Origin of the sequence: Vibrio sp. Isolate32 (genome assembly GCF_022397955.1) — a bacterium.
GTDB lineage: Bacteria > Pseudomonadota > Gammaproteobacteria > Enterobacterales > Vibrionaceae > Vibrio.
Map to the genome: position 1 here is coordinate 57752 of NZ_JAKEUQ010000016.1, position 24729 is coordinate 82480.

Genomic DNA, 24729 nt, shown 5'->3' on the forward strand with positions numbered 1-24729 from the left:
ACCTATTTGATCGATTAGATCTCTCGACCTAACACATATAAAAAAACACCAATATCAATATTGAAGGTTTTTGTTTATCTCATCAGATTGAAACCAACTTAGCGCCAGCTAAACAACCGAACTTCGTTGCCCTCTTCAGGCTTTTTAGGAATATTTAAAGATAACGCCAAAGAAACCGCCGCCATCACCGCACCAGTGTAAAAAACCGTTGCAGGGGACGATAACCAAATAACACCAAATGCGACTGGAATAACAACCGCGGCAATATGATTAATGGTGAAAGAGACACCAGCTGTTGATGCCATATCTGCCGGGTCTGCAATCTTCTGGAAGTAAGTTTTGATTGCTAGAGCTAAAGCAAAAAAAAGGTGGTCGACAACATACAATACTGCCGCCCATTCCGCCGTTTGTACTAAAGCATACCCGACGAATACACCGATCAAGCCAACATACTCGAAGATCAACGCCTTGCGCTCGCCAAACACACCGATAAATCGGCCAATACGTTTCGCGAACAAGAAGTTAAATAGGTAGTTGATTAAGAACAATAGCGTTATCTCAGCAGCTGAGTAACCGAACTTCTCTACCATCAAGAAGCCTGCAAACACGGTAAAGATTTGTCGTCTTGCTCCACTCATAAACGTTAATGCGTAATAAAGCCAGTAACGCTTTCTCAGTACCAACTTCTTATTCTGTTGAGTCTTGGTCTGAAATTCAGGAAAACCAAAGATCATCACCAAAACCAGAATAAAACCGATGCCCCCCGTAATCCCATACACCCAAACGAAGTCGAATTTAAGTTGCTCTAACATCACCCAAATAAAAGCATAAGTGATTAACGAGGCCAGTGCGCCAACCGAGATCATTTTACCCAACATCTCTGGCGCTTCTTCTTTTCTCAACCATTGCAGTGATAAAGACTGCTTTAACGTTTCAAAATAATGGAAGCCAGTCGACATCAAAATCGTAGTCAACAACAGGCCTGTGAGTGAAGGAAATAAACCCGTTATCGCCGTACCCACAGTTAACATCACCAGTGATACCAGCATCAAGCGCTGCTCGCGTATAAAAGCCAACACAAATACCACGGTAAACGCAAGGAACCCGGGGATCTCACGCACACTTTGTAGTAACCCAATATCAGCACCATCAAAGTTCGCTTTTTCAATCACGAAGTTATTCAACAGAGCCATCCAACTCGAAAACGCGATCGGTACAACAATCGAAATCAGTAATAAAAAATTTTGCGACGTTTTCCAGTTCGCCTTCGATGTACTCATAGCAGCCAAATCCTAAATGGTAGTCCAGTATCATACGCCGGTTTTATGGCGATCAACAAACCGTTAAGGCTTTCATGAAAGGTTAACCACTCACCTCGTTCTAAACCAGTCTCGTGTACCCCAGAAATGTTACACGAGGGCGCTGCACTCTAACTAGACTTGACACTGTCTTCCCACTTTTAGAACCAGAGCAGGAAAAAGAAGCTTAGGGTTCTCTCTTTTTTATATGTGTTTACCTAGTTATTCCTACTCATTACTAGGGGGAGCTCCCGTGCTATTTCTAATGAGAAATTGTGTGGGTATTTCGAAACTTTCGGCGCGAACATCTCCTGTTATAGTGTCTATTAAAAACTGCGCAACTTGCTTACCCATTAGGGTATTGGGGACATGTACCGTTGTCAAACTAGGTTGTAAATGCTCCGCCAGAGGAAGATCATCAAACCCCGTTACAGAGATGTGTTTCGGCACTTCAACGCCTAAGTGCTGACACTCAATCAGACATCCAAACGCCAGAACATCATTCGTACAAATAATAGCGGTTGGACGTTCTTTTAGCGGTCTATTAAGAAGATATTGAGTGGCTCGTCGACCACTCCAAATGTCAAGTTTAGCTTCAACAATGTCTTGCTCCTTGAGCTGTAAACCATGCTCCGCGAGCGCTTCAATCACTCCAGCGATACGACCTCTGGCTCTATCGTTACCAACTTGCAAAGCAGAAACAACGGAAAACTTAGTGTGTCCAAGCTCGATGAGATGTTGAGCCACTTGCTTTGCTGCTGCTTTGTTATCAAAACCAACACATGGGTACGGGTTGTTTTTCTCGAAGGCCCAAGTGTTCACGAAAAGCTGTTCGCGTTGCTCTAGCAAAGCATAAGTCTCTGGGAGATGATCATTACCAACTAGAAGTAAACCATCAATACCTTGCTCCATTAAAGACCGGATCTGTGCCAATTCATTGTGTTGATCGTAATTGAATACAGCAACAAGCAGTGTATATCCGAATTTCTTCAAAACCGCCTCGACAGCATTAATTCCTGAAGCAAAAATTGCATTTTCGAGCGTTGGTATCACTGCACCGATCATCCTACTTTTATTTGACGCTAACGCTCTCGCGCTTCCGTCCGCCACATAACCGAGAAGTTGGATTTGTTGTTCAATATGAAGTTTAAGCTTTTCTTTTACCGACCCTTTATTGTTAACAACTCGTGAAACAGTTGCGGTAGAAACCCCAGCCGCTTTCGCGACATCAGAAAGCGTTACCTTCTTTGCTTTTGGTGATATTAGTAAGCGATTACATTCTTTCATAAAAAAAATACTTTGTAAAAAAACCATCAAAAATCATAGTGTACACCTTGAAACCCTATCTATTCCTACATCAACAAAATCCAATAAGATATTGTTTATATTAAATTATTATGTCTGTTATTTACTTGTAAGCCTTCTAACTATATCACGTTATTACTGTTGGGAACTATACATTGGATTTCCATTTAAAGGGTGTGATGTAAATAACATTATTCTCAATAAAAGAAAAAATGTAAGCGCTTGCATTTGACTATTTTAATGTTTGGTTAAATAATAACCTTAGTTGTTATATTTATGTTAACAACTCATTAATAAGGGGAAGGGCTGCTATTCACTGCACCCGCTTGGAACTTGCTAGGAGTACATATGAACTCAGACGCGAAACAATCAGTTAGCCCCAAAGCCGCTGATCTAGTAACTGAGGTTGAGTTAAAAAACACGCATCACAAAGAGTTACTGGTGACGTCTGCGCTGTTTTTTTTGTTTTTTTTGACAAATATACTTCTCGGCGTCGCATCGATTCGTTTTGATTTTGATGCCATCCACCTTACTGACCTATATGAAGCTGCGTTTCTATTTGCCGCAGTAACTGCCGGGATGATTTTTATTCTTTTGAACGATGAAAGCTAACTTTTCACTAACAATGAGTAGAAGAATATATCTACTCAACCATAAGGAAGTGCAATGAAATCACTAAAGTCCAGTGACTCAATTGAGTCTCCAGAACGTCGTAAGTTTTTTGAAACAACGGGTAAATTTGGTTTTACCGTAGCACTAATGACGACAGCAGCAGGCGCCCTCTATACGCCAGAAGCCGCAGCAGCCATTTCTCGAGAAGAGAAAGAAAGACAAAAAGCCGCAAAATACACGATGACGATCGCAACCAGTTATATCCTAGGAGCCTCTAGAAGCTATCCAATTATGCAATTGGATTTTAAAGAGAACATACAGAATATGACCAACGGTCAAGTTTATGTGAAATTGGCACCTGGGGGTCAACTTGGTGTAGGGGGGGCATTAGCACAAAAAGTTCAACAAGGTACTATACAGGCAGCTCAACACTCTTTAGCTAACTTCTCTTCTTTTGCCCCAATAGTTGACCTAATCAACATCCCTTATTGGTGTGGTGAAAACCAACAATTTACTAACTTGGTCAACTCCGATGTTTGGAAATCCCATGTAGACCCGAAGCTAGAGGCTCGTGGCTTCAAAGCACTTTGGTATGTTTGTATTGATCCTAGAGTGGTCGCAATGCGAACAGGTCAAAACACCATTGTTAAAACACCAGATCAAATGGAAGGTATAAAGTTTAGAGTTTCTGGTTCTAAAATACTTCAGAAATTCTATCGCCAACTAGGAGCAAACCCGACTCCAATCGCTTGGGGGGAAACACCATCAGCAATCAAACAAGGTGTTGCTGAAGCACTAGATCCTTCTGTTGAAGCACTTAATATTTTTGGTTTCAAAGACGTACTTTCCTCGGTTAGTTTCATTCGTGCCGTTCCAGATTCTCAAGTTTACTCTTGTAACTTGGAATGGTTCAACAGCCTACCTAAAGATGTTCAAGAAGGTATCGAAATGGCAAGTGAAATAACCGCCCATCAGAATTTAGCTAAGGTGCCTGCAGCACGAGCTTACTCAATGTCTGAACTCAGTAAGAAAGGTATTAACTTCTACTCGCCTACTGAGGATGAGATAAGACAATGGAAACAGGCCTCTGGACACCAACTTCCGATTTGGACTGATACTAAGAAAGAACTCGCTGGTTCATTGGAAGTTTTTGACAAGTTACATGAGGCTGCGAATACGAGAGGACGTTATTACGTACATGACATTTAAGTAAGTGAAATATAATTCGGCTTGATGTATATCATCAAACCCTGTTAGCCCCGCCTTTGGCGGGGGTATTCCAAACTGTCCACATTGTACGTGGATACCGTTAAATAACGGATAGCCATATTAATTTATTCACAAAATACAATGATGCAAAATTTTTAATTTCACTCTAAAGATAGGCAAAAGAAAGAATATCAACTCTTTCGACTGTAAATTTAAGAATTAATTATTTACCCTAAAATCATCATTGCTAGTTTTAATAATTAAAGTGGATTGTCAACATTTGAGGTTAGTATGAAATCGTTTATTACTAAAATAGATAGTAATTTTGAGCGGTGGTTATGTTTGATTTTCTATTCGATGATCGTAACAACTATTGTTTCTGAGATTATTAGGCGATTTGCACTCAGTTACTCTTCATCTTGGGGAGAAGAAGTAGCGAGATATAGTTTTATTTACCTTGCTTGGATTGGAGCTGCTCTTGCCGTTAAAAACCGGTCTCATATTAGAATCAACGTAATATTAAATATGTTACCGAATCGTGGAAAAGCTATTCTTTATATTTTATCTGATTTCTCCACTTTAATTCTAGCATGTGTTGCATTATGGGTGTCTACAGACCCCGTTTTAACATCTATAAAGTATGAATCGGTAACTCATGGATTAAGAATTGGTCAATATTGGTTCTTTGCTGCTGTCCCTTTTGGGTTTAGCCTCATTATTATACGACTGATACAGTCGATGAAACGAGATATTTCCGATTTAATTTCGAACCGTGACGTATTTGAAGGCGATAGCATAATCGACTAAGAGAAAAAAAATGACGAATTATTATTTACCACAAGAAAGCGCGGACTTTGTCATCGGGGCTGGTGTTTATATTCCTGTAATCGCAATGATTATTATGGTCGTACTTGCCTTTCCTATATGGGTAGTATTAGGCCTTGGTACGCTTGGCATGTTGCTCATGACTGATGTCCTACCGATATCATTGCTAGGAGAGTCCCTGTTTGATGGTATTGACGCTTTTGCATTGATTGCAATACCGCTGTTTATCTTAACAGGCGATGTTTTAGTCAGAACTGGATTATCAAATCGGCTACTAGATGTTGCAGAAGCAACAGCAGGTGGTGCACGTTCCGGCTTAGGTACTGCCACGGTACTGGGTTGCGGGTTTTTCGCTTGTATTTCGGGATCTGATGCTGCTGGTGCCGCAGCAGTGAGCCGCATGACAGTACATCGCTTGGTTGAGCGAGGTTATCCAAAAGCTTACGCTGGTGCTCTTGTTGCCGCAGGCTCTTGTACTGGCATTCTTATTCCACCATCGATTGCCTACATTATTATCGGGCTAATATTAGGGATATCTGCTTCTACTTTATTCCTTGCTGCAGCCGTGCCTGGCGTCATGATAATGGTTTCAATTATGGCAACTAACGCAGTCGTCAATCGACTTAATGGGTACGAAAACAGCAGAACTGGATTTTCATTAAAACTATGGCTCAAAGCGGTCTACGATGGACGCTACGCTCTAGTAATACCCTTTATCATTTTAGGCGGGATCTATTCTGGACTATTTACCCCAACAGAAGCTGCAGGAGTTGCAGTTGTCGTTGGTATGTCTATTGGTTTTATGCAAGGAACACTGAGTTGGCGAGATTTCCCTAAAATGTTGCATAGCTCAGCTAAGGTCAATGGCATTATCCTACCGATTATCGCGCTCTCTTTACCATTAGCACAAACACTGGCCGTACTAGAGATTCCAGATAATTTCGTTCATATGATGACGTCTATCACAGAAGACCCGACTTATCTGACGCTTCTTATGATAGGAATATTAATCCTGGCAGGTTGCATCATGGAAACCACACCCAATATCGTAGTTTTGTCACCTATACTGTTGCCACTCGCTCGCTCTGTAGGGATGGATGATATCCACTTTTGTATCATGATGGTTTCGGCTTTAGGCGTTGGTTTTATTACTCCACCATTAGGTTTGAACTTATTTGTTGTATCTGGCGTCACCAATACACCTGTATTGAGTGTAGCAAAATATGCCATTCCATATGTTTTTTCCATGCTAGGCGTTGTGTTAATTCTCGCCTTCGTACCCGAGTTATCACTTTGGGCAATAACATAAAACGATTAACTATTTAACTATTTAACTATTTAACTATTTAACTATTTAACTATTTAACTATTTAACTATTTAACTATTTAAGTTTTACAACTAATTATTATTAATAAAACGTCTAATCAAACGAAAATAAACACCCTATTTTTAATTTTAAGGAGATACATCTTGGCTATTCAATACATTAAAAAAGCAACTAAAACCGCAGCAACTGGAGAAAGCGATGTAAAAGACATTGTGGCCGATATGCTGAAAAATATTGACTTAAATGGTGAAGAACAAGTCATCCAATACACCAAAAATTTGGACAACTATGATGGAGAGATTTTAGTCTCAGACGAAACAATTGCGGTAGCAGAAGCTTCGCTATCTCAAGCAATTAAAGATGATATTCAGTTTGCTTATGACCGTGTTCGTAAGTTTGCTGAAGCACAGTTAGCATCTATTTCAGAATTCGAAACGGAGCTTTCACGAGGTTTGTTTGCTGGCCAAAGACTGATCCCAATGAATACCGCAGGATGTTATGTGCCTGGTGGTCGTTATTCTCATGTCGCTTCTGCAATCATGAGTATTACCACTGCAAAAGTCGCTGGGGTTAAAAATGTTGTAGCATGCTCACCAGCTCGAGCTGGCATAGGCATGAATCCGGCCGTTCTCTACACAATGAAGCTATGTGGAGCCGACCACATCTTGGCTCTCGGTGGTGTTCAGGCTATTTCAGCTATGGCCAATGGTTTATTTACTGGTAATAAAGCTGACATTTTGGTCGGACCTGGTAATCGATTCGTCGCCGAATCTAAGCGCCAGTTATACGGTCGTGTCGGTATCGATATGTTTGCAGGGCCTTCAGAAATTGCAGTAATAGCAGATACTCACGCTGATCCAGAAATTGTCGCAGTCGATCTCGTTGGGCAAGCCGAACATGGTTTTGATACACCGGCATGGTTATTTACCGACTGCCCTAAAATGGCCGAAAAAGTCATGGCTCGTATCCCTGAGTTAATCGCTGAACTACCTGCTACGGCACGTGAAGCAGCCGAAGTATCTTGGCGTGATTACGGTGAGGTTATTCTTTGTGATACACGCGAAGAATTGGTTCAAGTGAGCGACGAGTATGCGTCAGAACACCTTGAAATTCAGACCGAGGATCTCCAATGGTGGTTAGACAACCTCACTAATTACGGTTCGCTCTTCCTCGGTGAAGAATCTACTGTTGCCTTTGGTGATAAGTGTTCAGGTCCTAACCATATCTTACCGACAAAGGGCGCTGGCCGTTATACTGGTGGTCTTTCTGTCAGTAAATTTGTCAAAATCTGCTCTTATCAACGCCTGACACCGGAGGCTAACCGTGAAGTTGCTGCCGTTACCGCACGTATATCTCGCCTTGAAGGTATGGAAGCTCATGCTCGCACAGGAGACGCACGTTTGGCCAAATACTTCCCACAAGAAACCTTTAATTTGGATTACAAATAGATGGATAGCCTGCTAAATACAACCCATTTAGCCGACCGAGTTGCCTTCGTTACTGGAGGCAGTTCAGGCATTGGGCGAGCGATGGCTATCACTTTAGCAAAAGCAGGTGCTCAAGTCATAGTTGTTGCTCGTAGAGCTGAACCTTTAAATGAAACCGTTAATATTATTCGCTCGTTGAATGGAAACGCGTCAGCACTAGTCGCAGATTTAAGTGATTTATCCAAATTAGACGACATAGTTAAATCTGCCAGCGAGCCTTTTGGACCACCTGATATCATCGTCAACGCTGCTGGCGTTAACCTTAGAGAACCCATCGATGCAATAACATCAGAAAGTTGGGACCAAACTCTTAACATCAACCTAAAGACCCCTTTCTTTGTTGCTCGTGCATTTATGCCAGCAATGAAAAATCAAGGTTGGGGGAAGGTCATAAATATTGCCTCTCTTCAGTCACAACGTGCTTTTGCTAATAGCTTACCCTACGGGGCGTCTAAAGGCGGCGTCGCGCAAATGACAAGAGCCATGGCCGAAGCTTGGTCCTGTTTTGGTATCACTTGTAATGCAATCGCTCCCGGATTTTTCCCAACCGAATTAACGGAGGAGGTGTTTAGTCAGCCCGAACACATTGCCAAATTAGCTTCCCAAACTGCGCTCGGACGCAATGGCAAGCTGACAGACTTAGACGGACCATTATTGTTCCTCAGCTCGTCAGCATCAGATTATGTAACCGGACAAATATTGTATGTTGATGGCGGATTTACCGCGAAATAACTGATAAATGGATAAAGCCAATGAGGGATAGAATGAAAGCTCTTGTATACACAAAAAAAAATGAAATGACGTATCGCGACGAACCCACACCAGACTATCGGATTGGGCATGTCGTAGTCGATATTGAGGCTGCAGGTATTTGCGGTTCTGACATGCATGCCTATCATGGCCATGATCCAAGAAGGGTTCCACCATTAATTCTTGGGCATGAAGCATGCGGAATTGCAACACAAGGCATATTTAAAGGTAAGCGTGTCGTTATTAACCCACTAATAACGTGTGGCCATTGCCCTTCCTGCCAAATAGGTAAACAGAATTTATGCATCGAAAGGACCGCGATCGGTTTATCTCAGCCAGGTGCGCTTGCGCAATCTACATTGGTTCCACAACAAAATCTGATCAAGGTTCCCGAAGGAATGACATCGGTTCATGCTGCGTTAGCAGAGCCAGCCGCGACAGCCTTACACAGCGTCGCGTTAGCGGAAAAGCTGTCCTCTCGCTCATTGAGCGAAGGACGTGCTTTAATCATTGGTGCAGGCTCAATTGGCCTACTGATAGCCTTGTTCCTTAAAAGCAAAGGCTGCCAAGAAATCGTTATAAGTGATACCAATGACTTACGATTAAAGACAGCGTCAAAGACAAGAGTCTGTAAGACACATAATCCATCAACTGATAACACCATAGATAGCAATACATTTGATCTAGTCATTGATGCTGTCGGAGCCGGTATCACTCGAAACACTGCTATCGATGCGGTATTGCCTGGCGGCGTAATTGTCCATGTTGGGTTACAAGACTCCGTCGGAGAATTCGATATGCGAAAATTAACCTTATTCGAAATCACCCTAGTCGGTTCTTTTTCTTATACTCAAATAGACATGATTGCTGCCGTGCATGCCCTGAATAGCGGTGCACTGGGTGACTTAAGTTGGGTGGAAGTCCGAGATCTTAGCGAGGGAGCACAAGCCTTTAAAGACCTAGACCAAGGCAAAACGTCGGCAGCAAAAATCGTATTGAAATGCCAATAGAACTGACTTTTAAGAGAGAAATTGAGGGTGGCATTTGAGTGGTGCCTAAATAACAACCTTTAATTTCTCTTCTCCTTTTTCTCCCATTTTCCTTCCACTTTTCATCCTTAATTTGACGTAGTAAAACGAAAAGGGCATAGTGCCGTCTGTTGTCAATCCTATTGAGCTGAATAATTTTTAGTAACAGAACGAGCGAGAAAATGACAAACGCAAACGGACTTACCCAATACCAACCGCTTTATTCTCAGGTGAAACAACTTTTTATCCAAAGGCTTATCGATAAATCATGGAAACCCGGCATGCACCTACCTAGCGAACAACAGCTTGCTAAAGAGCTGAATGTTAGTCAAGGTACCGTGCGTAAAGCATTGGATGAAATGTCTACTGAAAAGCTTGTAATTCGCAAGCAAGGAAGAGGCACATTTATTGCCGAGCACACCGACGAAAAAACGCTTTTCCATTTTTTCAAACTCGTGGACCAAAATGGTAATCGACAGGCGCCAAACAGTGAAGTCATATCTTCAACTAAACGAGTGGCAACAAAACTTGAAGCTGAAAAGTTGAACCTGACTAAAAACGAAAAAGTGATAGAAATTCTAAGAGGAAGATTACTGGAAGGTCATCCTGCGATATTGGAATACATCGTATTACCTTCTTCAATATTCACTCGTGAAATCGAAAAAGATACATTACCGAACAATTTATATAGCTATTATCAGCGAGAATTTTTCCAATCAGTCACCAAAGCAAATGAAAATTTGAGTGCAATCGCTGCACAAGAAGCAACGGCTAAATATCTCAACATCCAAACCGGCAGTCCAATATTGAAAATAGAGCGTCTAGCCATGGCATTGGATAACACTCCCATTGAGCTGAGGATCAGTTATTGCTTAACAGAGAACTATTCTTACTTTAATGAACTAAATTAATTCAGACAAATAATGATGATTTTCTGTATTACAATGGCTAACACGTAACTCCACAGGACGGTGGCTAAGAGTGTAAGCCAAACGTCGAATAGTGAGAATCGGCGCTCCATTTTCTATCTTCAATTGTTCAGATGTGTATTGGTTAGCGCTTCGGGCAGACAACCATTCTGAGGCCCTAGCTACTGAAACACCGTATCGACTTTCATACAATGAATACAACGAATTAGGTAGGTTTGCTTCCGTCTCACTTAAGTATGGGAACAAGCTTTTAGGCACCGAAATCAGCTCATATATCACAGGTTTATTTTCCAATAACCGGACCCTCGAGACTCTAATCACTTCATCAGTAGGTTGCAGTTCCAACAGCTCTAATTCTTGTTGGGTACAAACCCCTTCTTCGATAGTGATAACATGACTTTCAGGTAAATTCTTACCGACACCTTTGCTATTTACTAAATGAAAAAAATGAAACAAATCTCTTTGGTTGTCGTGCTCCGTAATATAAGTTCCCCTTCCCTGTTTTCGCACAACCAATTTGTCTAAAGCCATTTCATCAAGCGCTTTACGCACAGTGCCTTGACTTACTTTCAACTCTTTAGCTAGCTCATTCTCACTGGGTAACAACATTCCAGGAAGCCAAAGACTGTCTGTAATGCGCTTAATCATTAACTCTTTCACTTGGGTGTATAAAGGCAGAAAGCTTGGTGTATCCATAATGATGAAACCTTACCCTTGTAAAAGGTGTGAAAAATAAAAAGCCGGCTAATTTCGATTAATTAGCCGACTCTAAGCGTGAATTATGCGCTTCGGTAAAGTTTTGTTAGTGAGAACTCGCGGTGTCCAAGAACTTCAGCACTTGTATTACGGCCACTAGCAGCTTCAATAGCTTGTTCAATCAGTGCATCACCAGCTTGGTCGAGTGTCATTTCATGTCGCAAAATAGCAGAAACATCTAAGTCGATATGCTCACTCATAGTACGAACTGTACGTGGGTTACCCGTAATTTTAATGACTGGCATTATAGGGTTACCAATAACGTTACCTTGTCCTGTCGGGAACAAGTGCAACACATATCCTGCGGCAGCTTGCAATGTATTACACTCTGCAGCGGCTGAAGAGGTATCCATGAAATACAAACCATTACCTTTCGCAGGTTCTTCTGCAGGCTCAAGAACATCGACATACTTTGTATGTTTACCGATTTTCTGAACATTACCCAAAGCCTTTTCTTCTATGGTTGTTAAACCGCCTTCAATATTACCTTTTGTTGGTTGCGAATCAGATAAGTCATCCGTTTTCTCTGCCATGATGAAATCGTTGTAAGAACTCCACGTTTTCATGAATTTTTGAGCAGCTTCCGGTGTTGCAGCACGGCCAGTAACGATACGTTCAGCGCCTGTAATTTCTGATGTTTCACCAAAGCATAATGTGGCGCCAGCGGCATCCATCTTATCAACAAAATTACCCACGGTAGGGTTTGCTGACAAGCCCGATGTCGTATCAGACTCACCACACTTAACAGCGACCCAAAGATCGCTAACTGGACACTCTTCACGTTGAAGGGTCGTTGCATGATGAACAAATTCTTTAGCCTTGCGTGATGCACTCGCAATCGTATTTAAATCACCGTTTTGCTCAATTGAGAAGCCAGCAACCGGTTTGCCTGTTTTTGCGATTCCTTCTACCACTTTCTGCGTCCAACCAGGCTCAATACCGATCACAATGACAGCGGCTACATTCGGGTTACAGCCTGTCCCAATAATAGTGCGAAAGTGTAACTCAAGATCGGCGCCAAACTGTAAACGACCATAGGCGTGCGGGATAGCAATCGTACCTTTGATGTTATTTGATACCGCTTCACAAGCAGCATTTGAGATATCATCTAACGGTAAAACCAAAACATGGTTCCTGATACCTACACGACCATTTTCACGACGGTAACCCATAAATGTTTTTGAAGTCATAGTCTTATTCTCCTAAATCCTGTGATTACCAACGCTTTGTTTTAATATTATGAACATGCGCATGCTCGCCTTTCTTGATAGGCTGAACCACTTTACCCATGTCTTGATCGTATTTAAAAATGGTATCGCCAATATCGAGGTCTGCCAACGCAATCTTATGACCCAGCGGGATATCGCTTAATGTTGTTAAACGAACCTCTTCATTAGTATCCATCTTATAACCGACAACCTCCATCCCTGCTTTAATCGTTTCAACGACGGCTACGCCAACTGAATCATTACTATCATGTATCAGAAAGTGAGTCTCACTCATCCCAGTATCCTCTTGTTGATTATTAGTCTCCATAAAACTTAACAATACAGCAACATTTATGCAAGATGTATTTCATTATATGTCTTATATAAGACATATAATGAATCAGTAATTTTTTATTAACTATTGAATTAACGAAATTTTCTATTTTTATTGAGATTTAAAAATAATTTACATAGAGAATGGCAAGAGGTGACCATCAGGTCGATGTTGAACCTTATTGCTACAAAAAAATCCAAACATGTTGACATCGCTAGGCATTCAGGTTTTCAGACTGGGTAGGAATCAGGGCGGGAGCATACTTTGATGGATTTATAACCCAAAGAAAACTCTTGCCCTATAATCATCGTTCCAACCCGCTTTCTTCAGCTTCACTTTTTGACTCGGCGCACCACATTCGCATTGCTTGAGCATATTCATCACAAAACGTCTAAACAATGCAATGTTTTCAACGGCACCATCTAAAGTAATTCGAGAGCTATCTTCTTTGAAAACAACATCTAAAACATAATGTTGACTGCTCTCAATCCGCCATTCGCATTGCTTGAGCATATTCATCACAAAACGTCTAAACAATGCAATGTTTTCAACGGCACCATCTAAAGTAATTCGAGAGCTATCTTCTTTGAAAACAACATCTAAAACATAATGTTGACTGCTCTCAATCCGCCAATGCTGGCGAATATAATGGCCCAAAAGCTTGTGGTTCGGCGACAAAGAACTAATGTAGTAAGAGGTATCTACAGTGCCTTTTCCGTTGATCACTCGATGGCGTTCTACTGCTATGATGCTTCTTATCGTCGCCCATTTCTTCGCTAATTCGTCGGGTAATTTAGCCTTTAGCTGAAACACGTATCGCTCTTCACTACGACCATGTTGTTTCTCTTTGACCTCGGTGACTATTTTCTCTTTACCAGCATCAAAAACTGCTTTGAACTGCGCCACAACAGCCGCTCTAAGCTTAGGCTGATTATTCTTAACCTGAACAACAACATGCGCTTGTTTTTCTTTGATTTTTTCTAGTGTTTCACGCTGACAATGCAGTGCATCAACTGTAACAACACTACCCTTTACATTTATAACATCAAGCANGCTGAAACACGTATCGCTCTTCACTACGACCATGTTGTTTCTCTTTGACCTCGGTGACTATTTTCTCTTTACCAGCATCAAAAACTGCTTTGAACTGCGCCACAACAGCCGCTCTAAGCTTAGGCTGATTATTCTTAACCTGAACAACAACATGCGCTTGTTTTTCTTTGATTTTTTCTAGTGTTTCACGCTGACAATGCAGTGCATCAACTGTAACAACACTACCCTTTACATTTATAACATCAAGCAGTTGCCGTACAACGTTGATCTCGCCATTCTTGTTCTCAGTCGGATTTTGACTCAGTACAAGACCACGTTCAGTATCGTAGGCAGTGACCAATTGTAACGCTGTTTTTTTGTCATTTCGGTATGAGCCCCGAAGCACTTTTCCATCGAATGCGATAATCGGCTTGTTTGACTCGTGCTTTGTTCGTTAATCCAGAGGGCTAATGCCTCTAGCAAAGATTCTGCAACAACTGAACGCAAAATACGGGCTATTGTATGTCGACGTGGAATGCCATGTTCGAATGGTCTGTATTTCCTCAACCAATCTAGTTTATCTTTCCCAAACAATTCAATATCTTGCCATCCATCGCATCCAGGTGCGATGGCGCTAATCACAAGGAACATAACGTCTATAAGGTCATGCTTCTGATTAATATCTGATCGAGTACCTCGGACGACTGATAGGTGTTCGATTAAGTTCAAAGCGAAAGTGGCTGTGTGATTATGGATTTGGCGCTATTAGATCATATTTGTTAACAAAGTGCGATCCCGCCCTGTATCATACGCCGGTTTTATGTCGAGTAACAAATAATTAACTTTTGTTTTTCTATGCTTATATGGCGAGTAAATATTGGGTGGTAATAATGATATGCAGGGGAAATTATTTAATAAAGCTTAGAGGCAAAAATGTAAAAAGAAGGGAGCTAACCTCCACTCCCCCCTTTCACTAACAAAAACTCTTATAGAGATTTATAGAAGGTTAACCACTCGCCTCGTTCTAAGCCGCTAACGTTTACTCCAGTGATACCACTCGAGGTTGTTGCGTTAGAAGGAGAGAATGAAAGGTTAACATTTTTGAATTTATCAGAAATGCTACTTTCCGTTCCTGTTTGAGAAAGAATGTAGCCCAAGTTAGTAGAGTTCCAGCTTGAGTTTCCACTGTCTTCCCATTTTTTTAGGAGTTCTTTTGTTACCAGTTGGCTGCCAACTTTAAGAGCTGGACCACTAATATTTCGGAATTGATAGTAATCTACTCCTGAAGAAGTCAGCGCAATCACTTTTTCAGCCAATACATACAAAGAGTTGATTGCCGAACTGCTCAACACCTCTTTCACTACCAAGGTTCTATTCGTGTTATCAACGATATAGAGAGTGTTCGCTGTAGCAACCGCACTTATTTTGCCATCCTTCGATGTTGCTATCTTACTGATGGTGGAATCGACATCCAACTCCCCAAGTACCGTTTGCTGAATCGAGTTTGAAACCCATTCAAGCTTGTTATTATCTAGCCCCAACAAAATTTGCTGGTTCGCTACAATATTGGCTGTTTTCATGTTCAACTTATCAAGCGTCATCTTCGTCGATAGGTTGGTCGTATCAATAACCTCAGCCGCTAAGTTGGCGCTCGAAAAATAATTCTTATAAACAATCAAAGCTTCACTTTGGTCGTAAGATGGCATTATCTGCGGCGAAGAGGATTTAAGTGCGTGACGCCAATTATTCATCGCTAACTTGTCAGCACTTAGTGATCTAAGCTCTTGCTGCGAGTAAATCGAACTACCGGTATTCTTAACTGCCAACAACGAACCGCTTTGCAGCAATGGAATCACTTTTGTAAAGTTATCGTTGATACATGATTGACTAGAGTCAGGAGTTTCAGCAGGTTTAGGTTTAGGAATTGGCGGCAGCGTTCCTCCGCTTCGGCTACTGTAGGTATCAACCTTAAATACCTTTACAACACTATTATTATTGGTACTGGTTAGATTAGATAAGAAGATGCCATTGGCACCTTTACTATTACAAATATCACTCGCCGTCGGTGAGGCGTAAGACGTAGGTTTATAAACTTTATAGGCTTGGCTACCATTCAATGTAGGTACTAACTGAATGATTTCATTAGACTCTACCGGTATATCTCCGCCTCCATGGTGGTCATCGTCATCGTCATCGTCATCGTCATCGTCATCATGATCATCGTAATCGTCGTCGTGAGAACGAATACTAATCAAGCCAGAATTAGCTTGGGACGCCAAACCATTATCAAGAGTCACTGGCTTATTACGTGAAGAGCTATCGATTTGCATCACGACATCATTCGCCGTTAGAAACACTATCTGACTGCTCGCTGGGTTGAGAGCAATCGACTTCGCACCAGATAACTGTGGTACTGATTGTGAACCGCGAACAACCAGAACATCCTCTATTTGTAAGTGCCTCGAAGCGGTCCCCGCGACATCGACGCCTGACAGATCCAACGTTTTATGCTCGATCATGAGGTCGAGCGCATGAGCGATATTGGTGTATGCAGCTTGCTTCCCTTCAGTTTGTGCCTTTTTCAGCGACTTTAGCAACACATTAGACTGAGCTTTAGGGCCGTACGTTGTATCTAGTGAGGCAAAATTAACACCAACATGGTCACCCAATTTACTTTGAAGTGAGACCTTAGCTTGTTCAACATTGTTACTGACGCCAGGATTAAACATCATCTCACTATGAATCAAAGTGGTGAATGGGGTAACCAACGCCATACTCGGTGAGGCGGTTAAAATTGCACCATCATACTGGCGCTGTTTTGCATAACCAGAAACCTCTTCAAGCTGCTTTTCCTGCTCACTACATACACCATTCAGATCTGCATCAGCACATACTAATGAACTTTGAAATGCATAGCCTGAAGTAGTAGATCCAACTGGGTTTTCGCCATCAGAACCGCCTCCGCATCCTGCGACCATTAAGACACTAGATATAGCTAGTGATAGTTTGCATACTAAAAAATTATTGTGCATTTTTTCGACCGATTCACCTAGTTTATTGTTGCGTTGATAGTATTTTATTTTGCTATTAAATCACTTAACGAAATAAAAGATCAAATGATATTGATAACTACTATCATTTAAATTAATATTCTCAGCCTTTCTTGCGGGTAATTTATAAATCTTTTGGAGTTCAAGTGGTAAGGAATCCATACAAATTAGCGGGTGTTTCACTCGTCTCTACAATGCTTGTTGCTTGTGGTGGTGCAGAGTCAGATCCCAAGCTTAGCCAGTCACAAACTCAGCCAAAATCCTCGAACATTTCAGGCATAGCGTTAGATGGTTATTTGCACAAAGCCAAGGTCTGTTTAGACAAAAACAGCAATGCGATGTGTGATTCTGCCGATGGAGAAATTGCGACGACGGACGCCAAAGGACAATTCCAACTCAATGTCGACGATGATGTGGCTCAATACAAAGTGCTGGTTGAGGCCGTAGCAGGCATCACCGTAGATATGGACTCCCCCAACCAAGCAATTGAGTCTGGGTTTACCTTAGAAGTACCAAGTAACAACTCGGACGTAGTGAGCCCGGTTACCTCACTGATTGCCAGTGTGTCAAAGACCAGCGGTATCAGCTTCGATGATGCGACTGAGCTTGTTGCTAACGACCTAGGGATCGACAAAAGCCTAGCATTAGGTGATTACTCTGCATCAAATTCAGCGAAAAGTCGTGAAGTGCACATGTTTGCGCGTGGTGTGACTCGCGTACTGCAAGAAGCTCAAAAGGCTTCGGTAGACGCAGGTGTCGACCAAGTTAACGCCCGTAAAGGTGCAATGTACAAACTTGCTGATCTTGATTTGGTCGAGTTCAAAGCCAAAACGGATCGACTTTCACACGGTGCGTCTGGGACAGAGGGTGCTCTGGAGCAACTAGGCAAGGAGTACCGAGAGCAGCTCAAAGTCTCGCAAAAAGATATCGACGGTAGTGAAATCGTGGTTAAGCCACCAGCGCCCAAGCACGGTAAAGTCAATGATGCATCAGACACTTTCAACTGGCAGTTTGTGCGTGGATTCAACCAAAACACAGATTACGAATATTCCTTAGATTCGGGTAGCACCTGGTCTACTGTGATTCGCAAACCAATTGTGGTTGGAAAACAGGCATTCGATAAAGGCGCTATTCAGGTACGAGTCGCAGCCTCTAGTGCTCGTAATACTCCAGCAGGTAAACCGCTTCTTTCAAGCAAAGCATTTACGCTTACGACAGTCCCGGCAGCACCCGCTTGGGTTACAGTGGACAACGCAAGCAACGAATTTGATTGGGCGCTGGTCGATTCTTTCAATGAATTCTCTCTTTACGAGTACTCTCTAGATAACGGGGCTAACTGGGTAAAAGCAACCGAAAAACCTCAACGCATTCAAGACTTAGATATTCCAGTTGGGCATCTAAAAGTACGTATTGCGAAAGACGACTCCCTAGGTCACCCGACCGGCTTAAGTGCTATTTCAGACAAACCGATGACAGTAACCCCAGCGCAACCAGTAAAACCTGTGCTGGATTTTGCAAACGACAGCACTAATCAGATCAACTGGCTTTGGGTCTCTGGATATGATGCGCCATCTTTCTACGAGATTAATCTAGGTAACGGTTGGAATACTGTCACTGAACTTCCCTATGTGGTTGGCAACGTTTCACTTCCGGCTAACAGCATCTCTATCCGTGTAAAATCAAATTTGCAAGATGCTCGCCCTGCAGGCAATCCACTAGTGATTGGTACGGCTTTCACTCGCTCAGAAAACCAGCCTGTTGCACCAACCCTGCCGATTATTGATGATGCTGAAAACACGTTTGCGTGGACAGAAGTTACAGAGTTTGCAGGCAATGACTTCTACGAATACTCACTAGACAGAGGTCTTACATTTAGCTCGGTAACTAACAACCCACAAGCAATCCCAGATGAGACGTTTGCTAAGGGACAAGTCTGCGTGAGAGTGAAAGCAGGAACCGATCCTCAACATGATCCTGGTGAAACGCTGTGCTCAGATAAGCCATATTCGGTGACACCTGACAAGCCATCGGCACCAACATCTCCAATCACTCACGATGGGTTAGATACATTTGATTGGACATTCGTAACAGGCTTCTCAGATGCTGCGGATTACGAGATCAATGTGCTCAACACTGGTTGGATAGCTGTTACTCAGAAACCTTATCAGTTAAACGATCAAGCTTACGCTATCGACTCAATTCAAGTGCGAGTCAAACGAGACCCAATTACCGGTCGTCCTAGTGGATCAGAGCTGACAAATAATACTGCGTTTACCGTTCGTCCATCTGCACCCAATGCTCCGACAGGCCTAGTGGTGAACGATACGGACAACACGCTAGATTGGACATACTTTGGCAAATTCACACAACCAGAGCATTTCGAAATCACGCTCGACTCAGGTTCTACTTGGACTAAAGTCACCGCAAAACCGGTTGTGATCGGTAACCTCGACAAGAGTATCGGTGAGGTTCAATTACGCGTCGCTCAAAATCCGACGAATGGCATGCCTCATGGCGTAGCAGCATTAACCACACAAGCCTTCACCAAAGTGTTTGAGATTCCAGCACCAACCTCGCCTGAAATCACTAACACTTTCACTGGCTCAAACCCAATCAAGACCAATGGTTTTGAGTGGGACTATCTAACGGCTAACGTTGATGGCCAATCTGTTCGCTTTGATGAAGCTGAACACTATGAGTTCACCAACGACAAAGGCCTGACTTGGCACCCTGCTGTTTCGAACCCACAGTTCATTGGCCCTGAAGCATATGACAATGCTAATGTCGGTATCCGACTAAAAGCACATGCGAAAGAAGGTGTCGCAAACTCAGCCAGCGACACGCTTTGGGCAACAGCAGCAAGCAGTCGCTTTATCGGCCTAAAATTCGTACCGATGAAAACCCGCTCGCAAGCCGCTGATTTTAGTTACAACGGTTCATGGAATACGTACTCGCTCAATTGTATTGCTGAATACAACGATAAAGGACAAGGGGAGCCGACGTTTTGGGCGGAGCGATTCTCTTCAGAAACCGATACCGTCTTCGATAAAGTCGCTCGACTCATTGCTTGTGATATCACTGGTTGGACACTTCCAGACACCAATGAAGTGATCACGTTGTCGCAGAGAGATCCTGCAACACTCCCTTCAAATCTAAGAAGTGGTTACTTGGTATCGAATCAGTCAGTGAATGTATTAGCGGATAAAAGTGGCGTCGCTGTCACTATCAACAAAGGCCAAGAATCTGTTGAGCAATATTATTCAAAATACGCATACGCTAAATGGCAATTGCCATCAGGTACAAAGTTACTCACTGGTATAAATAGCGCGACGACTGAAATAACCACCTTTCTGAGTACACAAGATACGAAGATTAGCGCTACAGAGCTTTATTTAGAAACCTGGCTAACCGCCAACCAATCTAAGAGCAAAGGTTACGCTGCATTAGAAACGGAAGCTCAGGCTAAAGTAGTAGAACTGCAGGCTTTAACCCAACCATGGGCAGATGATCTTAAGAGTACGAAGCTAAAGCTAAAAGCTCTTGAATTTCAGGCGTCTGTTGCTCAAAGCCGAACTGATGCTGAGAGCCTTGAATTCATTAACAAGGTCAAAGCGTATAAGGAACAAGTCGCTAAATTAGAACAAAACACCGTTGCACTGAGCGCATTAGTCTCTGGTTCTGAGTTTGCTCAAAAATTGGCGTTCATGCAGCAAAAGTCCGTAACTCTATCAAGCTCAACCAACGCACTAAGCTCTGCGTCACTGGCTAAGGATATTCACCAAGCAAGTTTAGACCTATACAAGGCTATCTCAGACTTAGAGTATCAATATGGCATGGTTAATTCGCTCGTAAGCGAGCTGAATACATCAACACAAACGCTAGGCTCGGAATTTGCCACCCTAAGTACATTGTTCCAGAAGTTTGTCACTGAGATGAACACAACGGCCACAATCCACAACTTAGTACAATCAAAAGTGCTAGCAAAAGATGGACTGAAACTGGCAAAAGACAATGGCTTTAGCGTTTCTCAAACAGACGCAATGGTCAGCAACCGCTTCGCTAAATTGGACGAGTTAGGTAACTACCTACCAAAAGACACCACCTACCAACAAGGCTGGCGTTGTGTCGAGGACACTAACACCACAGGCAAACGCCGAGTTTGGACACTGCTCAAAGACGGCCGACCAAAAGGTGCTGACGATCTTGCTTATGACGCTTCGGCATCTGGTGTCGCGAGTGTCTTAGGCAGTAACGGCCTGCTAGAAAGCACTAATGATGCGAACTTATGTGGCTTCAATGATTGGAAAGTACCAGCGCTGTCTCAGCTACTTTCACTACAAACTAAAGCAATATCTAGCTCAAACTCGACCATAACAATCGATACAGATGCGTTCCCTCATCACCGAGGGCTGGATCCGGAATACGACAAATATAGCTCTTATGGCGGCGTGATCTTTTATTACTGGTCGAATCAAGCAAAGGACGCCAAACAATACATCACAAACTACAGCTCTGAACGCAGCTACCAAGATGTCCGTCGTTCGGCAGTCGGTGGTACTGAAGATGCCGTCATCTTAGGGCGTCTGGTTAGAGAAAAAGCGACAACATACCAGTACCTAGATATGCATGGGAACGTAGTAGCCGATCGCCAAAATGCGATTTGCGCGCAAGACACTGACAGCAAGCTCGTTTGGCAACTGTTTACCAACGGAGACAGCAGTCGTTTCAAGAAATACGTAGAGGTAACACCTTTAATTTCAACACGAAATACACAAAAGGTGTGTGGCAAAGCGAACTGGCGCTATCCATCGAAAGCAGAGCTGTATGGATTACTTCCTATCAATGCGGATGTCTTCAAGTTTAACGAAGTAACTGGTGGAGGTTATTCCAACCATAGTTCCTATATCACCAGCGATCCCGCTCCTTATGGTCGTGTCCTCGGATTGAACATGACAACCATGGATGAAAACCAAGTTGGCACTCAAAGTTACGACGGCCGTTACCTATACCGACTCGTTGCCCAATAGGCACTCAAAATCTCTTATTAATTACTACAACAGCCTCTGCTGAGGCTGTTTTCATCTAGGAAACAAGAAATGTTGAACAAGAAAAAGCAACGCGGTGCAGCCGCAATCGAATACGCCATTCTCGCAGCAGCAATGGCAGTCGTACTACTCAATTTTGTTGGCGGTGAGAACGGTGAGCTAACTACAGCTATCAGTGACGCCTACGGTACTGTAGTCGACCAACTAAAAAACGCACAACAAGCCTCAGAGTAAGCCCGTTTATTGCAAATTAAAGGAATAGTTATGACTGCCAAGCGACTCATGTTGCTGTCGTTATTTTGCTCGGTGCTCGGAATATCCGTTTTGCTGTTGAGCCAAACCAATAGCGAGTCTGCGACCACCTCTTCTAAACAAGCCGTTAAGCAAACGGTCAAAGTGCTGGTTCCAACTCGCACGATAGAGATAGGTCAAGCCTACACTCCAAACTCGTTCCGATGGAAAGAAGTTCCACAACAAGAGTTGGAGAACTACATCGACCATGTGACACCGGAAGATATTTCTGCTGATCACTCTATGTCGGGGCTTGCGCGTACCAAGCTTGTCAAAGACTCGATATTGTCGAGAGCGGATATTACCGAGCCAGAAGGCGGTTATTCGCTTTCATTAAAGCTACAACCCGGTTATCGCGCTATCTCAGTGCCTGTTGATCAGGTGACATCAAATTCGGGATTTATTGAACCGGGCGACCACGTGGATATTCTCCTACTCGGTTCACAAGATGGTGAACTGCTTCGTTATGGCAATTCGTCGCAGGGTTTGTATGTCACAACGATCGCTCATGATGTGAGAGTCTTGGCATTTAATGACAAACAAACGGCTGAGTCTTATCAAAAGGCCCGCGAATCTAATCATTATGAAAATGGTATCCCTGACGACAGCAGTGTCTCTTTAGAGGTAACCCCGGAACAAGCAAACCAAGTTGTTTTGGCTAAGCAATTAGGCAAGTTAACACTTGTCTTACGCGGACAAAACGAAGACCCAAATCAAACTCAGCACGCAAATTCAGCGACGCTGAAAGCCATCTCGCCAGACACAACTCAGGTACTGCCTGACGTCGGTTTGGTGGAGTTTAGAGCCGACAACAAAACGATCAACAATAAAACCGGAGCTGATAACAATGGCTAGTACCTGTCGTTGGTGGGGGATTCTCCTACTATCAAGCCTGTGCCTCTCTTTCGCATCAGCAGCATCTGCGCTTGATGTGACAATCAATGAGGCCAAAATGATTCGCTTACCAGAAAAAGCGAAATCGATTTTCATCTCTAGCACCCATATTGCTGATTACCAGACCTTAACTAACACCAAGGTAATGGTATTTGGTAAGCGAGCTGGCAGTGCCACTATCACTGTTTTGAACGAGCAAGAACGCGTCATCTATACCAATAAGATTCGCGTGACTCACAACAGCCGCGAGTTCAATGAACTGGTCAAAAACAAGTTCCCAGAAGCGTCCGTAAATGCGGAATCTCTGGGTGGAAAGCTATGGCTAAAAGGGCAAGTGCCTTCACCTATGATGGCGCATAATATCGTGTCCTTAGCGAAAGGCTACCTGTCTCCTATTGTTGACCAAACCCAGCAACAAGAAAGCTCAAACACTCAAAACAATGCAGGTAGTAGCAATACGACGACGAAAGATCAGCCAATGCAATCCAATGAAGATGAGCTGATTAATCAATTGGTTGTGACCATGCCAAACCAGGTCAACATTCGAGTGAAAATCGCTGAAGTATCGAGAAATGTTTCTAACAAATTGGGGATCAAGTGGGGATCTATCGCAGGTGGTGTTGGACAGTTTTCATTCTCAAAACTGCCGAATGTCAGCAGTTGGACTAAACCAAGCATAACCGCACTGATTGATGCATTAGCGACAAACGGCATGATGTCTGTACTGGCTGAGCCTAACTTGACGGCGATGTCCGGCGAAGACGCTGAGTTTCTGGTGGGTGGCCGGGTTCCATTGCCTTTGATCACTGCTGATACGACTCAAATCGAGTACCAAGACTTCGGTGTAAAACTCAACTTTACGCCAACGGTGCTCAGTCAAAATCGCATCAGTTTAAAGGTGAATCCTGAGGTCAGTAACCTCTCCATCGAAAGCCAACAAGTGATACATGGGACTAACTTCCCCTCTTTTACTAGTCGTAGCGCTGCTACCACCATCGAATTGGCCAGCGGACAGAGCTTTGCCTTGGGCGGCTTATTGAAATCAGAAGATATTGAACAACTGCAAAAAGTGCCGCTTATCGGTGAAGTACCTGTACTAGGAAGTCTGTTCCGTTCAACTGAATTCACTCGCCGAGAAACAGAGTTGATCATCATTGTCACGGCTTACCTAGTGAAGCCAACTCGTTCAGATTCGATGCAGCTACCAACCGACGGTCTCATTCCACTAAGCGATGTAGAACGTCTTCTAGCATGGCCAAGAATTCAACGTAAAAGAACACACGACGAAGACACATACACCGACAACCACAAGCCTCGCTTGCTGGGTGACAACGGGTTCTATTACTGA

General features: G+C 43.0%; 18 protein-coding genes and 2 pseudogenes. 12 read left to right on the forward strand and 8 right to left on the reverse strand.

Going from position 1 to position 24729, the window contains the following annotated elements:
* Positions 1–98: 98 nt before the first annotated feature.
* Positions 99–1280: an MFS transporter gene (locus L1D11_RS13335; protein WP_239834766.1), complete on the reverse strand. Its 1182-nt coding sequence runs from the start codon at positions 1278–1280 to the stop codon at positions 99–101.
* 246 nt (positions 1281–1526) lie between these two features.
* Positions 1527–2612 (reverse strand): LacI family DNA-binding transcriptional regulator, encoded by a 1086-nt coding sequence (locus L1D11_RS13340; protein ID WP_239834765.1) that lies wholly within the window; start codon positions 2610–2612, stop codon positions 1527–1529.
* A 339-nt stretch (positions 2613–2951) separates the two neighbouring features.
* Here L1D11_RS13340 and L1D11_RS13345 point away from each other — a divergent pair, with 339 nt between their 5' ends.
* The 8 genes from L1D11_RS13345 to L1D11_RS13380 all read left to right on the forward strand — a co-directional run bounded on the left by L1D11_RS13345 (position 2952) and on the right by L1D11_RS13380 (position 10753).
* The gene (locus tag L1D11_RS13345) at positions 2952–3215 is read left to right on the forward strand and encodes a hypothetical protein (RefSeq protein ID WP_239834834.1); all 264 of its coding nucleotides are present in this window, start codon (positions 2952–2954) and stop codon (positions 3213–3215) included.
* Positions 3216–3269: 54 nt separating this feature from the next.
* On the forward strand, positions 3270–4424 hold the full coding sequence (locus tag L1D11_RS13350; protein WP_239834833.1) for a TRAP transporter substrate-binding protein: 1155 nt from the start codon (positions 3270–3272) through the stop codon (positions 4422–4424).
* A 291-nt stretch (positions 4425–4715) separates the two neighbouring features.
* A complete protein-coding gene (locus tag L1D11_RS13355; protein WP_239834830.1) occupies positions 4716–5231 on the forward strand; it encodes a TRAP transporter small permease in 516 nt (171 codons plus the stop codon).
* Positions 5232–5241: 10 nt separating this feature from the next.
* Entirely contained in the window at positions 5242–6558 is a 1317-nt protein-coding gene (locus L1D11_RS13360; RefSeq protein ID WP_239834829.1) for a TRAP transporter large permease, read from the forward strand.
* Positions 6559–6720: 162 nt separating this feature from the next.
* Entirely contained in the window at positions 6721–8025 is a 1305-nt protein-coding gene (gene hisD, locus L1D11_RS13365; protein WP_239834658.1) for a histidinol dehydrogenase, read from the forward strand.
* Complete coding sequence (locus L1D11_RS13370) at positions 8026–8796, forward strand: SDR family oxidoreductase (RefSeq protein ID WP_239834659.1); 771 nt, start codon at positions 8026–8028, stop codon at positions 8794–8796.
* 32 nt (positions 8797–8828) lie between these two features.
* Positions 8829–9824: an alcohol dehydrogenase catalytic domain-containing protein gene (locus tag L1D11_RS13375; RefSeq protein ID WP_239862564.1), complete on the forward strand. Its 996-nt coding sequence runs from the start codon at positions 8829–8831 to the stop codon at positions 9822–9824.
* A gap of 200 nt (positions 9825–10024) precedes the next feature.
* Positions 10025–10753, forward strand: a complete 729-nt coding sequence (locus tag L1D11_RS13380) for a GntR family transcriptional regulator (protein WP_239834661.1) — start codon at positions 10025–10027, stop codon at positions 10751–10753.
* Here the strand turns inward: L1D11_RS13380 and L1D11_RS13385 are convergent.
* From L1D11_RS13385 to L1D11_RS13410, 6 genes and pseudogenes are all read right to left on the reverse strand, one after another.
* Positions 10745–11467, reverse strand: coding sequence for a GntR family transcriptional regulator (locus L1D11_RS13385; protein WP_239834662.1), 723 nt, complete (start codon positions 11465–11467; stop codon positions 10745–10747). The two genes, L1D11_RS13380 and L1D11_RS13385, sit on opposite strands and share 9 nt — an antisense overlap.
* A gap of 83 nt (positions 11468–11550) precedes the next feature.
* The gene (locus L1D11_RS13390; protein ID WP_239834663.1) at positions 11551–12717 is read right to left on the reverse strand and encodes a UxaA family hydrolase; all 1167 of its coding nucleotides are present in this window, start codon (positions 12715–12717) and stop codon (positions 11551–11553) included.
* Between the two features lie 25 nt (positions 12718–12742).
* A complete protein-coding gene (locus L1D11_RS13395) occupies positions 12743–13030 on the reverse strand; it encodes a UxaA family hydrolase (RefSeq protein WP_239834664.1) in 288 nt (95 codons plus the stop codon).
* Positions 13031–13342: 312 nt separating this feature from the next.
* Positions 13343–14119, reverse strand: a pseudogene (locus tag L1D11_RS13400) (ISAs1 family transposase); the annotation flags it as partial.
* 4 nt (positions 14120–14123) lie between these two features.
* Positions 14124–14830, reverse strand: a pseudogene (locus L1D11_RS13405) (ISAs1 family transposase); the annotation flags it as partial.
* A gap of 257 nt (positions 14831–15087) precedes the next feature.
* Positions 15088–17079: a hypothetical protein gene (locus L1D11_RS13410; protein WP_239833160.1), complete on the reverse strand. Its 1992-nt coding sequence runs from the start codon at positions 17077–17079 to the stop codon at positions 15088–15090.
* 266 nt (positions 17080–17345) lie between these two features.
* Here L1D11_RS13410 and L1D11_RS13415 point away from each other — a divergent pair, with 266 nt between their 5' ends.
* The 4 genes from L1D11_RS13415 to L1D11_RS13430 all read left to right on the forward strand — a co-directional run bounded on the left by L1D11_RS13415 (position 17346) and on the right by L1D11_RS13430 (position 24729).
* Complete coding sequence (locus L1D11_RS13415; protein ID WP_239833177.1) at positions 17346–22178, forward strand: DUF1566 domain-containing protein; 4833 nt, start codon at positions 17346–17348, stop codon at positions 22176–22178.
* A 69-nt stretch (positions 22179–22247) separates the two neighbouring features.
* Positions 22248–22430 (forward strand): Flp family type IVb pilin, encoded by a 183-nt coding sequence (locus L1D11_RS13420; RefSeq protein WP_239833161.1) that lies wholly within the window; start codon positions 22248–22250, stop codon positions 22428–22430.
* Between the two features lie 30 nt (positions 22431–22460).
* The gene (gene cpaB, locus L1D11_RS13425) at positions 22461–23342 is read left to right on the forward strand and encodes a Flp pilus assembly protein CpaB (protein WP_239833162.1); all 882 of its coding nucleotides are present in this window, start codon (positions 22461–22463) and stop codon (positions 23340–23342) included.
* Positions 23335–24729, forward strand: a complete 1395-nt coding sequence (locus L1D11_RS13430; protein WP_239833163.1) for a type II and III secretion system protein family protein — start codon at positions 23335–23337, stop codon at positions 24727–24729. The genes cpaB and L1D11_RS13430 overlap by 8 nt, the downstream gene beginning before the upstream one ends.

Bases quoted from the DNA above. Each gene is read 5' to 3' on its own strand.
- L1D11_RS13335 (WP_239834766.1), bottom strand. From the start codon at position 1,280: ATGAGTACATCGAAGGCGAACTGGAAAACGTCGCAAAATTTTTTATTA.
- L1D11_RS13410 (WP_239833160.1), bottom strand. From the start codon at position 17,079: ATGGTCGCAGGATGCGGAGGCGGTTCTGATGGCGAAAACCCAGTTGGA.
- L1D11_RS13430 (WP_239833163.1), top strand. From the start codon at position 23,335: ATGGCTAGTACCTGTCGTTGGTGGGGGATTCTCCTACTATCAAGCCTG.
- L1D11_RS13370 (WP_239834659.1), top strand. From the start codon at position 8,026: ATGGATAGCCTGCTAAATACAACCCATTTAGCCGACCGAGTTGCCTTC.
- L1D11_RS13420 (WP_239833161.1), top strand. From the start codon at position 22,248: ATGTTGAACAAGAAAAAGCAACGCGGTGCAGCCGCAATCGAATACGCC.
- cpaB (WP_239833162.1), top strand. From the start codon at position 22,461: ATGACTGCCAAGCGACTCATGTTGCTGTCGTTATTTTGCTCGGTGCTC.
- L1D11_RS13355 (WP_239834830.1), top strand. From the start codon at position 4,716: ATGAAATCGTTTATTACTAAAATAGATAGTAATTTTGAGCGGTGGTTA.
- L1D11_RS13350 (WP_239834833.1), top strand. From the start codon at position 3,270: ATGAAATCACTAAAGTCCAGTGACTCAATTGAGTCTCCAGAACGTCGT.
- L1D11_RS13390 (WP_239834663.1), bottom strand. From the start codon at position 12,717: ATGACTTCAAAAACATTTATGGGTTACCGTCGTGAAAATGGTCGTGTA.
- L1D11_RS13380 (WP_239834661.1), top strand. From the start codon at position 10,025: ATGACAAACGCAAACGGACTTACCCAATACCAACCGCTTTATTCTCAG.
- L1D11_RS13385 (WP_239834662.1), bottom strand. From the start codon at position 11,467: ATGGATACACCAAGCTTTCTGCCTTTATACACCCAAGTGAAAGAGTTA.
- L1D11_RS13345 (WP_239834834.1), top strand. From the start codon at position 2,952: ATGAACTCAGACGCGAAACAATCAGTTAGCCCCAAAGCCGCTGATCTA.
- L1D11_RS13395 (WP_239834664.1), bottom strand. From the start codon at position 13,030: ATGAGTGAGACTCACTTTCTGATACATGATAGTAATGATTCAGTTGGC.
- L1D11_RS13360 (WP_239834829.1), top strand. From the start codon at position 5,242: ATGACGAATTATTATTTACCACAAGAAAGCGCGGACTTTGTCATCGGG.
- L1D11_RS13340 (WP_239834765.1), bottom strand. From the start codon at position 2,612: ATGGTTTTTTTACAAAGTATTTTTTTTATGAAAGAATGTAATCGCTTA.
- L1D11_RS13415 (WP_239833177.1), top strand. From the start codon at position 17,346: ATGCTTGTTGCTTGTGGTGGTGCAGAGTCAGATCCCAAGCTTAGCCAG.
- L1D11_RS13375 (WP_239862564.1), top strand. From the start codon at position 8,829: ATGAAAGCTCTTGTATACACAAAAAAAAATGAAATGACGTATCGCGAC.